The 14,930-nt window shown below is 44.0% G+C and carries 11 protein-coding genes; 7 read left to right on the forward strand and 4 right to left on the reverse strand.

What is annotated here, in order from left to right:
- Positions 1-194 precede the first annotated feature (194 nt).
- The 3 genes from mrcB to AAEZ00_RS08520 form a co-directional block, all read right to left on the reverse strand.
- Complete coding sequence (gene mrcB / locus AAEZ00_RS08510; protein ID WP_101034199.1) at positions 195-2,495, reverse strand: penicillin-binding protein 1B; 2,301 nt, start codon at positions 2,493-2,495, stop codon at positions 195-197.
- Positions 2,496-2,563: 68 nt separating this feature from the next.
- A complete protein-coding gene (hrpB, locus tag AAEZ00_RS08515; RefSeq protein ID WP_351076335.1) occupies positions 2,564-5,149 on the reverse strand; it encodes an ATP-dependent helicase HrpB in 2,586 nt (861 codons plus the stop codon).
- Positions 5,150-5,277: 128 nt separating this feature from the next.
- Positions 5,278-7,539 (reverse strand): putative bifunctional diguanylate cyclase/phosphodiesterase, encoded by a 2,262-nt coding sequence (locus tag AAEZ00_RS08520; protein ID WP_351076332.1) that lies wholly within the window; start codon positions 7,537-7,539, stop codon positions 5,278-5,280.
- A gap of 185 nt (positions 7,540-7,724) precedes the next feature.
- Here AAEZ00_RS08520 and thpR point away from each other — a divergent pair, with 185 nt between their 5' ends.
- Positions 7,725-8,273, forward strand: coding sequence for an RNA 2',3'-cyclic phosphodiesterase (gene thpR / locus AAEZ00_RS08525; protein ID WP_351076329.1), 549 nt, complete (start codon positions 7,725-7,727; stop codon positions 8,271-8,273).
- Between the two features lie 56 nt (positions 8,274-8,329).
- Here the strand turns inward: thpR and pepB are convergent, their stop codons facing one another.
- Entirely contained in the window at positions 8,330-9,604 is a 1,275-nt protein-coding gene (gene pepB, locus AAEZ00_RS08530) for an aminopeptidase PepB (protein ID WP_351076326.1), read from the reverse strand.
- 144 nt (positions 9,605-9,748) lie between these two features.
- Between pepB and sfsA the strand changes: the two genes are divergently transcribed.
- The 6 genes from sfsA (at position 9,749) to panB (ending at position 14,914) form a co-directional block, all read left to right on the forward strand.
- A complete protein-coding gene (sfsA, locus tag AAEZ00_RS08535; protein WP_335686814.1) occupies positions 9,749-10,453 on the forward strand; it encodes a DNA/RNA nuclease SfsA in 705 nt (234 codons plus the stop codon).
- Between the two features lie 115 nt (positions 10,454-10,568).
- Complete coding sequence (gene dksA / locus AAEZ00_RS08540; RefSeq protein WP_101034195.1) at positions 10,569-11,012, forward strand: RNA polymerase-binding protein DksA; 444 nt, start codon at positions 10,569-10,571, stop codon at positions 11,010-11,012.
- A gap of 120 nt (positions 11,013-11,132) precedes the next feature.
- On the forward strand, positions 11,133-12,014 hold the full coding sequence (gene gluQRS, locus AAEZ00_RS08545) for a tRNA glutamyl-Q(34) synthetase GluQRS (RefSeq protein WP_351076322.1): 882 nt from the start codon (positions 11,133-11,135) through the stop codon (positions 12,012-12,014).
- A 241-nt stretch (positions 12,015-12,255) separates the two neighbouring features.
- Complete coding sequence (gene pcnB / locus AAEZ00_RS08550; RefSeq protein ID WP_164839545.1) at positions 12,256-13,557, forward strand: polynucleotide adenylyltransferase PcnB; 1,302 nt, start codon at positions 12,256-12,258, stop codon at positions 13,555-13,557.
- Positions 13,558-13,562: 5 nt separating this feature from the next.
- Positions 13,563-14,054 carry a 2-amino-4-hydroxy-6-hydroxymethyldihydropteridine diphosphokinase gene (gene folK / locus AAEZ00_RS08555; protein WP_124012438.1) on the forward strand — a complete coding sequence of 164 codons (492 nt, stop codon included), beginning with the start codon at positions 13,563-13,565 and terminating at the stop codon, positions 14,052-14,054.
- A 62-nt stretch (positions 14,055-14,116) separates the two neighbouring features.
- Complete coding sequence (gene panB, locus AAEZ00_RS08560) at positions 14,117-14,914, forward strand: 3-methyl-2-oxobutanoate hydroxymethyltransferase (protein WP_101034191.1); 798 nt, start codon at positions 14,117-14,119, stop codon at positions 14,912-14,914.
- Positions 14,915-14,930 lie beyond the last annotated feature (16 nt).

Consider the following 14,930-nt stretch of genomic DNA (forward strand, 5'->3'; position numbering starts at 1 on the left):
ATCACACTTGCCATTGATGTTGCTAACAAAGCGCATTGACGCATCTATGGCAAGTCGATGTAATAATAACAGCAGAAAAGAAGAGCGGTTTGATAATCGTTATGATTCTAAACTGAGGTTAAATATATAAAGCCCAAAGTAATCACTTACTTTGGGCTTTATATTTGCAGCTAAACAACGGTCAAGCTAACGATTTACTTTCCAACCAGCTTCTGCCACCAAGATAATGACTCACCACAATTGGCTAGCGGATGATAGCTAGAGTCTAATGCAGGTAAACCAATAATATTATTACAATTTCCTTGCTTAGCCGCGCCTGTTGTGCGGTCAAAATAACCATGGATCACCCCATTAACCGGCAACATACGTAAACTGAGTGGAGGACGTTCACGTAAAAAAGCTTGATACACTGCCATTGCGCCGCTGCTGCCGTACAAACCGGTTTTACTGTTATCGTCTTGACCGACCCAAATTGCCGCTACGTTACGCTCATCAAACCCAGCAAACCATGAGTCACGACTATCATTACTGGTGCCCGTTTTTCCTGCTAAACGCACGCCAGGAAACGCACGGCCTAAGCGTTTAGCCGTACCACTAAGCACCACTTGATTCATCACATATTGGACTAAGTAATCGGTCGCAGGATCAATCGCCATTGACGATGGCACACGACTGACATCTAATGCTTGGTTTTGACTGTCTAACACCGCGGTAATCGATGATAACTTACGGTAACGACCTTCATCAGCAAGGGTTTGATAAACTTGAGCCACCATTAATGGTGAACCATTTACGGCGCCTAACAACATGGATGGATAAGGTGAAATATCATCAGTCCAACCCGACTTTTGCAATGTGTTAGCAACGTTATCCACTCCAACAGCCAAACCGACATTGACTGTCGGAACGTTCATTGAATCTTTAAACGCACTTAATAAAGGTACTTGACCAGTGAACTTTTTATCTACGTTTTTAGGCGACCAGGTTTTACCTTGCTCATTTGTTAGCGTGATCGGTTTGTCATCAATTGGGGTCGCTAAAGTGAATCGATCACCTTGGCGTAATGCACTTGCATACACGAATGGTTTAATTAACGAACCGATTGGACGTCTAATTTCTACCGCACGATTAAAGCCATCATAACTGGGTTGTCTGTCACCCACCATGGCTGCAATACCGCCGGTATATTTGTCCGTTACCACCATGCCAACTTGAATATTTTTAGCCCGTTTATCCAATGACGCCATCGTCGACAATACCGCTTTTTCTGCGGCTTCTTGAGCCATAGGATCTAACGTGGTGTATACCTTCACCCCTGACTGCTGTAATAACGTATCGCCGTAGCGCTCACGAAGTTCTTGCTTTACGACCGCAAAGAAAGCTGGCAATTTTTGGTGTATTGACTTTTTCTCACTGCGTAGTCCTATAGGCGACTCTGCTGCGGCCTTATATTGTGCAACAGTCAATTGGTCATTTTCCATTAATATACGTAGCACCAGATCTCGACGCTCTTGAGCACGATCAGGATTACGCCAAGGATTGTAATAAGAAGGCCCTTTGATCACTGCCACCAAAAAGGCTTGTTGCGACACCGTCAGCTCACCGATTGGGCGACCAAAATAAAATTGTGACGCTAACCCCATACCGTGTACGCCACGCGCCTTATCTTGGCCCATGTAAACTTCATTCAGATAAGCTTCTAGGATTTCATCTTTGCTATAACGAAAATCAATAATCAATGCCATTATGGCTTCACGCACTTTACGAACAATTGAGCGTTCACTGCTTAAAAAGAAATTTTTGGCTAACTGTTGGGTTAAGGTTGATCCACCTTGCACAGTGCGACCGGCAGAAATGTTAACCATAGCAGCACGAGCAATGGCCAGTGGGTTCACGCCGTAATGATCGTAAAAGCTGCGGTCTTCAACCAAAATAAGCGCATCGATGATCATTGCAGGCATCTCTGACGCCGGCACAAATAAGCGGTCTTCACCATTGCCAGCAATAATCCGATCGAGTAATACCGGTTCTAAATGAAATACAGCTAATTCACGTTTATCAGACATGCGGTTAACCGAGCTAACCCCGTCAGAGTCAAAACTGATCATCACTCGCTGTTCAGCTTGATTACCTTCGGGATGTAAAAACGGTCGACGCCATAATTCAATACGAGTGCTAGAGGCTGAAAACTCACCAACTTGACGTGGGTTTGACACTTTACGATAACCCAGTAACTTAAGTTCGGCCATTAACTGAGGATGGTTGATCGCAGCACCTGGATATAATGCCATTGAGCGACTAAAAACTTGGGCAGGCAAATGCCACTTTTGGCCTTCAAACTTTTGCCCAATAATTTGATCTAAATAAATAGCATAAAAGCTCACAACTGCAATACCAACGATTGATAATTTCCATGTGAGAGACCAGAGTTTTTGCCTCCAAGATGGGCCACTGTTTTTTTTGGTTGCCGAAGACTTTTTGGTTTTTTTAGTCATAAATAATGGTTTCGTTTTCCATATAACACTGAATTAATTACATGTTGTTAATAAGCGACATGGCTTATTTACACGCCTGGAGTTTTCTTTTTAGTAAATTTTGTCGCCACAGTATTGACCGGATCATCTGGCCATAAATGCCTTGGGTATCGGCCGCGCATTTCTTTTTTAACGTCTACGTAAGGGCCTTGCCAAAAACTGGCTAAATCCGCCGTCACGGCTAATGGTCGTTGTGCTGGCGACAACAGCTCCATCGTCACGGTCATTTTGCCGTGTAATATTAATGGGCTTTGCGCTAAGCCCAACGCTTCTTGTAACCGTACACTTAATAATGCTCGGCCTTGTTGCTCATGGTTATGATAAAAATGTCCGTCAGCGTCAAGGGGCATCTGGTAACGGATCGGCGCACGAGTCCCCGTAGCCATAGGCCAATGCGTCGGAACCAATTGTTCTAATAATTGTTGCTGTTGCCAGTTGAGTAAGTTTTTCACCAATCCATAAGCACCAACCTTAGCTAACGCAGTCAATGAACGGACGTTGTCTAAATAGGGCCCAAGCCAATCTTCGAGTGTAGCCAACAAGTACTCATCGCTTAAACAAGGCCACTCATGCTCTGGTGCATAGTGTCGAGCTAATTCAACCCGATATTGTAACTGGATTAATACTTCGTCACGATTAAGGATTGTTAACCCTTTTATGCGGATTTGTGCTAATAATGCGGCGGTAATTTGTGCCCGAGCAGGTATAATACCAGTGTCGGTTTTAATAATAACCTCACCGATTTTGGTGTGTTTTTCAGCAAAGAACCGCCCTTTTGCATCATCCCATCCACCTTGAATGTGAGTGGTGACTAACGATGCAAGCTCTGCAGTAAACAAACGTTCATCCAGCCTTGCGGCGAGATAAACTTGCCCAGCATTACGACCTTGAGTCTCTTGGAAGTCAGCAACCACTAACCAAGGTTCATGAGCCAAACTATCATCTGCACTGATCACCACGCCGGTACCATTACTTAATAAAAAGCCCTCATGACCGCGAGCCTTAGCAATACGATCCGGGTAAGCAAGTGCTAACAAATAGCTAATATCACGTGTGGATGCATTACGTATTACGTCACTCACCTGACCTGATATCGATAAGGATTGTTGCCATTGCCTGACTTGCTGTTTAATCTGCCCCTGCAGGGCCTCTGTCAAATAATGATGAATATCAGCGCCTTTTTTAGGCAAGCCACGGGCTTCAATAATGCCAGCCAATACGCATGCCAGTAAACAAAGTTGAGGCTGATCATTATGCCGCGCTAGTTGTTTGGCTTTTAGGAGCATATGCGCTAAGCGCGGATGGCAACCTAATGCATAGGCATCACGGCCCAAAGAGGTTAATTTACGTTGCGGGTCAATCAATTCAAGTTGCTGAAGTAATCGCCAGGCAACTTGCTCGTGGATCGGTGGTGGTGGCGTTAATAATGATAACTCAGCAAATGATGTCACCCCCCAACTGGCACAATCAAGCGCCATTGAAGTCAACTCGGCTTGAGAGATTTCGGGCTCATCGACTTTGCGCATTCGCCCTTGTTCTTCTTGGCTCCATAAACGCACACAATACCCCACAGCTAAACGCCCTGCACGCCCACTACGCTGAATAGCAGAGGCTTGGCTAATGCGCCTGAGCCCTAAGCGTGTCACGCCGGTTTTAGGGTTAAAACTGGCTTCACGTCGATAGCCACTGTCAATAACAAGGGTGATCCCTTCGATAGTTAAGCTCGACTCAGCCACATTGGTGGCGAGGACGATTTTACGTTTACCGGGTTCTGCTGCACGAATGGCTTGATCTTGCTCGGCAGAAGACAAATCGCCGTACATAGGACAGATAAGCCATGACCCATTTAAGCGTTGGCGCAATAACCCTGCAAGTTTGCGGATTTCACCTTTACCGGGCAAAAAGGCTAATATACTGCCTTGTTGATAGGCCGCTAACTGAGTCGACTCAATAGTATTGATAATGACCCGTGACATATGTGTAAGCCACAATTGTTGGCTCGGGCAAGGTTGATACGCTATCTCAACCGCAAAACTGCGACCATCGCTGTGGATCTGCGCGGCGTTGGGCATTAACGTGTCTAAAGGTAAACCGGACAAGGTGGCTGACATGGCGATAATGTGTAAATCGTCACGTAATGATTGCTGCACTTCTAATGCTAACGCCAAGCCTAAATCAGTAGCAAGATGTCGTTCATGAATTTCGTCGAAAATAATCACATCAATCCCGCTAAGCTCAGGATCGTGTTGGATCATTCGGGTCAGAATACCTTCAGTGACTATTTCTAATCGAGTATGTGAACTGACTTTTGATTCACCGCGGACACGATACCCCACCGCTTGTCCAACGGCTTGCCCCAATTGTTGAGCAATAAATTTGGCAACATTTCGGGCCGCTACTCGGCGTGGTTCTAACATGAGAATTTTGCCGCTAATTTCAGGCCAAGCTAACATAGCTAATGGTAATGCGGTTGACTTGCCTGCTCCCGTAGGTGCCTCGAGAATAATTTGTGAGTGGCTAGCAAACCGGGCGCGCAACGGCTCAAGGACGGCTTGAATAGGCAGTGTTATGGCAGCCGATGGTTTGGGGTGCAGTAATGCTTGTTTTGAGGTCAAGAGGGTTAACTTTTACGGCGATTCTCTGGCAGGCATTTTACCCACATTTGAACTAATCTGTCATTAATTGACGATTTCACCTGCAAATTAATTAACGTCACTCAGCGGATCACGGCAAGCCACAACACTTATATTAACCAGGGAGTCCGTAAACCGTGTTGTAATTGGGCTAGTCGAGTCGGTTTATTAATGGCGTAACCTTGAGCATAATCGACGCCAATATTTTTGAGGTATAGCCCTATTTCTGTGTTTTCAACAAATTCGGCAATAACTTCAAAATCCATATCTTTGCCAAGCTGACAAATAGCTGAAACGATCGCTTTGTCACTGCGGTTTTCGCATAAATTCACCACGAATTGGCCATCAATTTTAACATAATCCACATCAAGACATTTCAAATAAGCAAAGCTCGAAAAACCTGAACCAAAATCATCTAAGGCGATCTTGCAACCAAAAGGTCGTAATAAATCAATTAATCCTGTGGCTTGATCTAACTGGCTTACCGCGGCGGTTTCAGTAATTTCAAAACATAATTTACTGACCAGCTCAGGTTCAACCATTAAGCGCATTTCGAGCCAATTCATGAATTTTTTATCCGCCAGCGACATCGCCGACAAATTCACCGACACCATAGAAAGCTGATCCCATGTGGCTAAATTATTTCCGCCCCAGTTCAATAAATTATCGATAACCCAACGGTCGACTCGAGGCGCTAGGTTATAACGCTCAGCAGCAGGCAAAAACACCCCTGGTGATATATATTGGCCATCGCTGCGAACCATCCGCAGCAAGATTTCCATGTGTATACCCGCCTCTGATTTAACTAACGGTTCAATTAATTGATAAAACAACTCAAACTGATCCAATGCTAGCGCGCCAGTAATATCAACAGATGCAAGCATTTGGTTATACATAATGTGCATTTGCGGATCGTCAGGATTATAAAAATGCCAACGGTTACGGCCTTCTTCTTTGGCTAATCGACAGGCGGCATCAGCCTTACTCATCACACCATATATATCTGGATCAACATAATTGACTTTGGCCATACCAATGCTGGCACTGATATTGTGTTTAACACCTTTCCAAATAAATTCATGATCAAACAATTGCTGACAAATCCGCTTGGCAACTTGTTGTGCTGATGACATATCTGAGTGGAGCATCAATAAGCCAAACTCATCACCGCCTAAACGTGCGACGATATCTCCTTTACGCAATAATTGTTTTAACCGCGTAGCCACTTGTTGCAATAACAAATCGCCCGCTTGATGGCCACTAAGATCATTCACCACCTGAAACTGATCGAGATCGAGAAAGGCAATACATGCCGGTGGATGATCTTCGTCGTTTAATAACTCTTCGAGCATATTTTCAAACTGTAGCCGATTAGGGAGTCCGGTCAGTACATCATGATTTGAATGGAACGATAATTCATCGGCAAGTCGATAGCGCTCGGTAACATCTTCAATCATTAACAATAACTGTTGCTGTTTATTAAGCGCATGGCAAAAGCTAAACTTATACCAGTGGATTTGAACGCCATTTCGCAGCGGCACTTCACACCAGGCTTGGCGTAAAATACCTTCTCGGACAATATGCAATGTATCTAGGAGCAGAGGATGATCATCTTCAAGTAACAAATCAAATAAACTCTGCCCTATGGTAATGGGCAAATTATGTTTACTCACATCATTTTGCAATACCACATTATTGTGTAAATCAATCAGCGCACAGGCCATCGGCAATAATTGAAACAGTTCTTGATACTGTTTATCTTTATTATCAAGAACTACGGCTAAACGACGTAACTCAAGTGAAGAGGCCAATTCATATGCGGTATCATCGAGTAACTTTTGTACAAAGGCACAAGGATTTTCATGCTGACAAACATCATGATTAGCATCTGATACACACAGAGTCCCTAAAACAACTTTGACATTGCCAACGTGTAAAACCGGGCTTAGAGCAAGGTGCTTACAATCAATATCCAGGGCCGTCAGTGTGTCTAGAAACGGAATTAATATTGGGTTTTCGTCGGCAGTAAAACATTGTTCAGGGGAACAGGTATAGACAATGGGTTGATGATTATAAAATAAGGAGCTGCACAGTGATCGATTATCTTGTAAATGTTGGCTAAACAGGGCCTCAGATGCAGGTGAAGCACCGAAATGACTGACACATTGTTGCTCTAACGTATCGATAATATCAGTATCAACCGCAAATAATTTATCGTATTGACTCGTCAGCACAAATGCTGCACTGCATTCTAACCTTTCACAGACTAATTGTAGTGCCTGATTAAGCAGTGATAACACCGAAGTATTATTGCCTTCAATAGGTCCATTTGTAAAAACACTTTTCAATAGTTGCTGGGTACTATTGGCCATACATCAACTCAGTCAAGGTTAGCAATTCAATTTGCTCGGGAATAAAAAACATGCGCTATATTATCGTTAACATTAGCCTAAGTGTAGTTTAGTCACTCACAAATAACGATATATGTTTATATCATGCTGTATTGGTAATCTATTCGGGTTAAAGTTACAACTTATTACTAATTAAGGATAACCGAATGCAAACCACCTCTTCGCGAAGATTGTTTGTCGGTTTTAGCTTAAAAAAATCACAAATAGAACAAATATCTACGCTACAGCATAGGCTTAAGCCATTTTTGAACAATGATGCGAAGACCATAAACAACACCAATTTACACATGACTCTTGGATTTTTAGGTCCGGTAGATCCTACCCGTTACGCCAGTGTCATCGATGCGATTGGGTTGATGCCTAAATCTATTTTTAATCAACAGTTCGATACCCTAGCTTTATGGCAATCAGCACAGTTAATCTGTTTACAAGGACAAGCAAGCGAACCGCTATTAGCCATGGCACAATCGCTTACATCGATTGCCAAACACCACAACTTATTCATCAGCCAGCACCAATACACGCCACACATTAGCTTATTTCGGCATGTTAGCATGACGGATTTACCCATATTGGGATGCATGACAAACTTACAGTTAACGCCGACACATTTACATTTGTACCAATCCATAAATTGCTCGCAGCAAATTAACTATTCAGTCCTCAAAAGTTGGCCGTTACTGCACGAAAAATAAAAAACCGTCGCCACAATACGTGAACGACGGTTTTTATTACGTTTAAAACAAAATAACTAGTCTTTTAATAATTCAGCTATGGTCAATACACCATGGGTGGTCGCGCCTGCTGCCCATAATGCAGAGGCAGATGATTCAAATGCGGCAGCTAAGTCTACGTGTAACCAATTAGCTTGTGGTGACACAAAGCGCCATAAAAAACCGGCCGCATTTGATGCCCCACCCGCGCCACCACCTTTGACTGGTCGGCTATTGGCGGTATCAGCATAAGCTGATGGACACATATCTTTATGCCATTCATCTAACGGCAATGGCCATACATTTTCTGATACTGCTGCCGCGCGCTGCTGTGCTAATTGTAATGTTGCCGTTTGTGGTGAAAAAATCGCATTATAATTTGAACCCACGGCCATCACTGCTGCACCGGTTAAGGTTGCCGCATCGATAATTAAGCCGGCACCCGTTTCTGATGCTGCTTGTAAACCATCAGCCAAGACTAAGCGCCCTTCTGCATCGGTATTGACGATTTCAACCGTGGTGCCATTCTTATAAGTTAAGATATCACCTAATTTAAAGGCACGACCACTGATTAAGTTTTCCGCACAGCATAGAAATAGCTTAACGCGTTTATTCAAACCCGCCTTCATCGCTAATCCCAATGCCGCAGTGACGGTGGCGGCGCCACCCATGTCACATTTCATCGCTAACATACCTTCTGATGACTTAAGGCTATAACCCCCTGAGTCAAAAGTAATACCTTTGCCTACTAGGGCAACAGATACCGGTGCATCAGCTCCCAATGGATTAAAATCGAGTTCTAATAATGCAGGAGGACGTTCACTACCACGACCCACAGCATGAATACCGACCCATTTTTTCGCTAATAATTCTTGGCCTTCAACAATACTGAAGCTGACATGATCGCCACCAATATGTTTTAACCAAGCAGCAGCTTGTGTCGCTAAACCGACTGGCGATAAATCTTCAGGTGTATCATTAATCAACTTACGGGCAAACAGGGCTGCTTCAGCACGTTGTTTCAACGTTGCTTTATCAGCATCACTCCCACACCAGTTCACTTCGTATCCCGCTTTAGCCGTCGCAAAACCTTGCGCAAATGCCCACTGTGAATGTAAATTCCACAAGTCACCGTCTAATTGCACATAATTAATACCTTGATTACGCACTTTCCTTGCAGCCATTTGCACTTGGCGCAGTTCATCGTTGCCAGATAAATGGATCGCCGCTTGAGCGCCTTGGTAGGTCACATCAGCCTTACCCCAATGAGCAGCAGGGGCTTGGGTGGTGAGAGTAACTGTCATAATGTCCATAATAATCCCTTGTTGTAAGTCTAATAACACCAATACTCGCGCTTAACCACGAGTTAATGGCAGTAGTGTAGACAAAACATAATCGATAAACCACGCTAAAGTTTGTTAGCATTGTTGTAAATCAACTCATTAAATGAGTAATCGATGAAATTTACCCCCGAATTAGAATCAGGTGTATTAATTAAACGTTATAAACGTTTTCTCGCCGATATCATGCTACCAAATGGCCAAGCGATCACGATTCATTGCCCTAATACGGGGTCAATGAAAAATTGTTTATTTCCAGGTGAAAAGGTGTGGTTTTCCACCTCAGACAATCCAAAACGTAAATATGCCCACACCTGGGAAATTATGCAGACAGATCAGCAACAGCTGATTGGTATTAATACCAATCGTGCCAATGCGTTAGCAGAAGAAGCAATCCATCAGCAAGTTATCACTGAACTGCAAGGTTATGACAAATTAAAACGTGAAGTAAAATATGGTAATGAAAATAGCCGTATTGATATTTTGCTCACTAGCCAAAACCGACCTGAGTGCTATATTGAAGTGAAGAGTTGTACTTTGCTAGAAGGCCAAGAGGGTTATTTCCCTGATGCCGTGACCACGCGAGGACAAAAGCATCTGCGGGAGCTGAGCCACATGGTGGCATTAGGACATCGTGCGATATTATTGTTTGTGGTACAACACAGTGGCATAACAAGTGTTAGACCCGCACGACATATTGACCCTCAGTACGCAGACTTACTTCAACAAGCAGTATCAAATGGCGTTGAAGTGCTAGCATATAAGACACAATGTTCATCTCAGGGAAGCCTTATCACCACCCCTTGTAAAGTGATGGTGTAGATAAAAAAACTCAAATACTGAGTAAAAAATTTGCCTAGCCATAGAGTTTCTGCTATAGATAGCGGCGATAAATTTTAGACGCCCTTAAAACGCAAATGATTACAGGAGATGCGTTATGCCTGAAGGCACGAAAAAACTTGGCGTACTCGCTATCGCCGGAGTAGATCCTTACCAGGAATCCGCTGGTGAAGAGTATATGAATATCAAGCAACGTGGTCACTTTACATTGATCCTCGATGCATGGCGTAACCAATTGCGTGAAGAAGTCGACCGTACGTTAACTCACATGCAAGATGAAGCTGCAAACTTTCCTGATCCTGTAGACCGTGCAGCACAAGAAGAAGAATTCAGCTTAGAATTACGAGCTCGTGACAGAGAACGTAAACTGATCAAAAAGATTGAGAAAACTTTACGGTTAATCAAAGAAGACGATTTTGGCTTCTGTTACTCATGTGGTGTCGAAATAGGTATCCGCCGTCTCGAAGCTCGCCCAACAGCCGATCAATGTATCGACTGTAAAACACTTGCAGAAATAAGAGAAAAACAAATGGCGGGTTAACCCGTTACCAATAGGGCGAGATTATCTCGCCCTTTTTGTTTTGTAATTTAGTCACATCAGATGTAAGTGACGGTAATGACAGTGCGATATTAATGAATAAAAAATACTCCACAAAATAACATGAGTATCACTTCCTACGTTGGACGTTTTGCACCATCACCTTCAGGTCCACTGCATTTCGGTTCACTCACGGCTGCATTAGGCAGTTATCTTCGCGCCCACAGTCTGCAAGGCCAATGGCTGGTCCGCATAGAAGATATCGATCCCCCACGAGAAGTCCAAGGTGCAAGCGATAATATCCTCCGCACACTTGATGCCTACGGTTTGCATTGGCATGGCACTGCACTATTTCAACATCAACGTCATCAGGCTTATCAAGATAAAATAGACCAACTCATTGCCAGCGATGATGCTTATTATTGCCAATGCACACGTAAGATGATCCAAGCCCATGGTGGTGTATACGATGGCCATTGTGGCCGACTGCAGCCTAAGTTGACACAAGGTGCGATCCGGATTAGAAATTACGCTAAAATCGATCGTTTTATTGACCAGCTTCAAGGCTATGTGGTGGTCGATAACACCTTCGCCGAAGAAGATTTTATGATTAAACGCAGCGATGGTTTATTTGCATACCAGCTCGCCGTTGTACTCGACGATGCTTATCAAGGTATCACTGAAGTCGTCAGAGGTTGTGATTTACTTGAAGCCAGTTGCAGGCAAATAAGTTTATTTACTCAATTAAATGTTACCCCACCTGATTGGCTTCATTTACCGCTAGTCTGTGCACAAAAAGGTGTTAAATTATCAAAGCAGAATCACGCGCCCGCCATCGATATCATTCGCCCACAAGCCAGTATTAATGCTGCTCTTGCCTTTTTAGGCCAGCAAATGGTTGATGTAGATTCGGTACAAGTCATGCTTAAACAGGCAATAGAACAATTTGACCTAAGTACCATTCCAGCACAAAAAGAAATTGTCTTAACGACAACAAACAACTAAGTATCGTCATCGTTCGGCGTACATGATTGCATTAAGCCCATTTTAGCGCCGCGACATGTATACTCATTTGGTCACATTTAATGTATTATACCCGCCAGATTTTTAATCAAATTATTATAGCATTTCGAGGTGTATTATTTTTCGCCGTATTAGCCAATTCTGTAAACAGCTATTTGAAGACAACAAAGTAGCTCCAGTACTTGAAGACCCCATTCAAGAAGATGGCTTACGTCTGGATATCATCTCCAGAGATGGCCATTCGATTTCACGTCGCCAAATTAGTGAGAACGCACTCAAAGTGCTCTATCGTCTTAATAGATCAGGCTATAAAGCTTATTTAGTCGGTGGGGGTGTGCGTGATATTTTATTAGGCCTTCAACCGAAAGATTACGACGTTGTGACTAACGCCACGCCAGACGACATTAAAAAACTATTCCGTAACTGCCGTTTAGTTGGTCGTCGCTTTAGACTGGCACATATCGTTTTTGGGCGTGACGTCATTGAAGTGGCCACTTTTCGCGGCCACCACAGTGAAACAAACGACAACGTATCGAAATCAAATGCCGAAGGGCGTTTACTGCGTGACAATGTCTACGGCGAAATTGATGAAGATGCTGAACGTCGTGACTTCACTATTAACGCGCTGTACTACGACATCAGCGACTATTCTATTCGCAGCTATGGCGGTGGAATAGACGATCTCAAGGCTCGGACGATTAAGCTTATTGGCGACCCCGACACCCGTTATCGCGAAGACCCTGTCCGCATGCTGCGCGCCGTTCGTTTTGCCACTAAACTTGATATGCAAATCGACGCCGTTACCGCGGCCCCAATTAAAGCACTCGCACCATTATTAAAAGATATCCCTGCAGCACGCATGTATGAAGAAGTGTTAAAACTGTTTTTTGCCGGCAAAGCTGAAGCCAATTATAACATGATGCAACGCTTTGGTTTATTCGCACCCTTGTTTGCACAGGTCAGCGCACTCATTGAAGAGTCGCCTAAAGGACATGCCGCCAAAATGCTGCAAGCCGTTATGCGTAATACCGATATCCGTGTTAATGAGGATAAAACGGTTACCCCAGCATTTTTCTTTGCTGCCATATTGTGGTATCCGGTAAAATACCGAGCCGATGATATTGCCATTGAAAGCGGGTTAACCCACTACGATGCACATGTTGCCGCTATGGGTGATGTGCTTGAACAACAATGCCTAACGATTAGCTTACCACGACGCTTTAGTACCCCTGCCCGCGACATTTGGCAGCTGCAACTGCGCTTAGAACGGAGTCAAGGCACGCGGGCATTTAAACTGCTAGAACATCCTAAATTTAGAGCCGCTTACGATTTGCTACTACTGCGTGGTGAAGCTGAAGCGGGCAATACCGCCAAGATAGCTCAGTGGTGGACAACGTTTGTAGAAGCAGATGAAACTGACCGTAGCGACATAGCTAAAAGTGTCAAAAGCAGTAATAGTCGCAACAGAAATGCACCACAGCGTAAGCGTCGTCGTAAACCAGCAGCCAAGCCTGCGGAAGAATAACCACCATGGCGGTTCAAGTTTATGTCGCCTTAGGCGCTAATTTAGCCGAGCCAATACAACAACTCAATGTTGCAGTAACGGCGCTAAAAGCATTGGCGGTAAACGACACGTTTGTGGTCTCAGCTTATTATCGTTCCAAGCCTATGGGTGATGTTGTTCAGCCAGATTATGTCAATGCTGTCGCTGGGTTTCATACCACCCTATTGCCGATTGAATTACTTGATGCCTTGCAAGATATCGAGCAACACCAAGGGCGTGTTCGGCTTAAGCGCTGGGGACCTCGCACCCTAGATTTAGATTTGTTACTGTATGGTAATCAACACATAAGCAAACCTCGACTCTGTGTGCCTCATTACGGCATGAAGCAACGCAGTTTTGTGTTAGTACCATTGGCAGACATCGCGCCATCGCTAACATTGCCTTGCAATACAAGCCTTGAAAGTCTTATTAGTGTGAAAATGCGTGATGAATTGCAAAAACTTATCGATTTAAGTTGATCTTAACGGCCAGAACATTAAGCTCGGCTTTTAGTATTTCAATATTGTTTTAAGAGTCTATTATGTCAAAAGTCACCAGTTCGACCCTAATCAAGTTCAAACAAGAAGGTAAAAAGTTCACCGCATTAACGGCCTATGACGCCAGTTTTGCCGGCGCCTTTGACAGCGAAGGTGTGGATGTACTTTTAGTAGGTGATTCACTTGGTATGGTGCTTCAAGGCCATAATGATACCTTACCGGTAACGATTGCCGATATTGCTTACCATACAGCTTGTGTCAAACGAGGCGTTTCGCGTGCATTGCTCATCGCGGACATGCCGTTTATGAGTTATAGCACCCCAGAACAAACCATGACTAATGCTACAACGCTAATGCAGGCGGGTGCCAGTATGGTTAAATTAGAAGGCGGACATTGGCTACTTGAAAGCGTAAAAATGTTAACCGAACGTGGCATTCCAGTATGTGCTCACCTAGGATTAACCCCGCAGTCGGTGCACGTGTTTGGCGGATTTAAAGTGCAAGGTCGCGATGTTGATAGTGCTCAACGTATTCTAGATGAAGCCAAAGCAATACAAGCTGCAGGCGCGCAATTATTAGTGGTTGAATGTATTCCGGCTTCGCTGGCTAAAGCCATTACTGAAGCGCTAACCATTCCCGTTATCGGTATTGGCGCAGGTGCAGACACTGATGGCCAAATTCTTGTTATGCATGATGTGTTAGGCATTTCCAGTGGCTATATTCCTCGTTTTTCAAAAAACTACCTTAAACAAACAGGTGAAATTCGTACCGCTATTAAAGCGTATATTGATGAAGTAGCAAACGGCACTTTTCCAGCTGAAGAGCACACATTTAATTCATAATGCGCATTAAATAACG

This window comes from Shewanella sp. S1-49-MNA-CIBAN-0167 (assembly GCF_040310145.1).
GTDB classification, from domain to species: Bacteria; Pseudomonadota; Gammaproteobacteria; order Enterobacterales; family Shewanellaceae; genus Shewanella; species Shewanella psychromarinicola.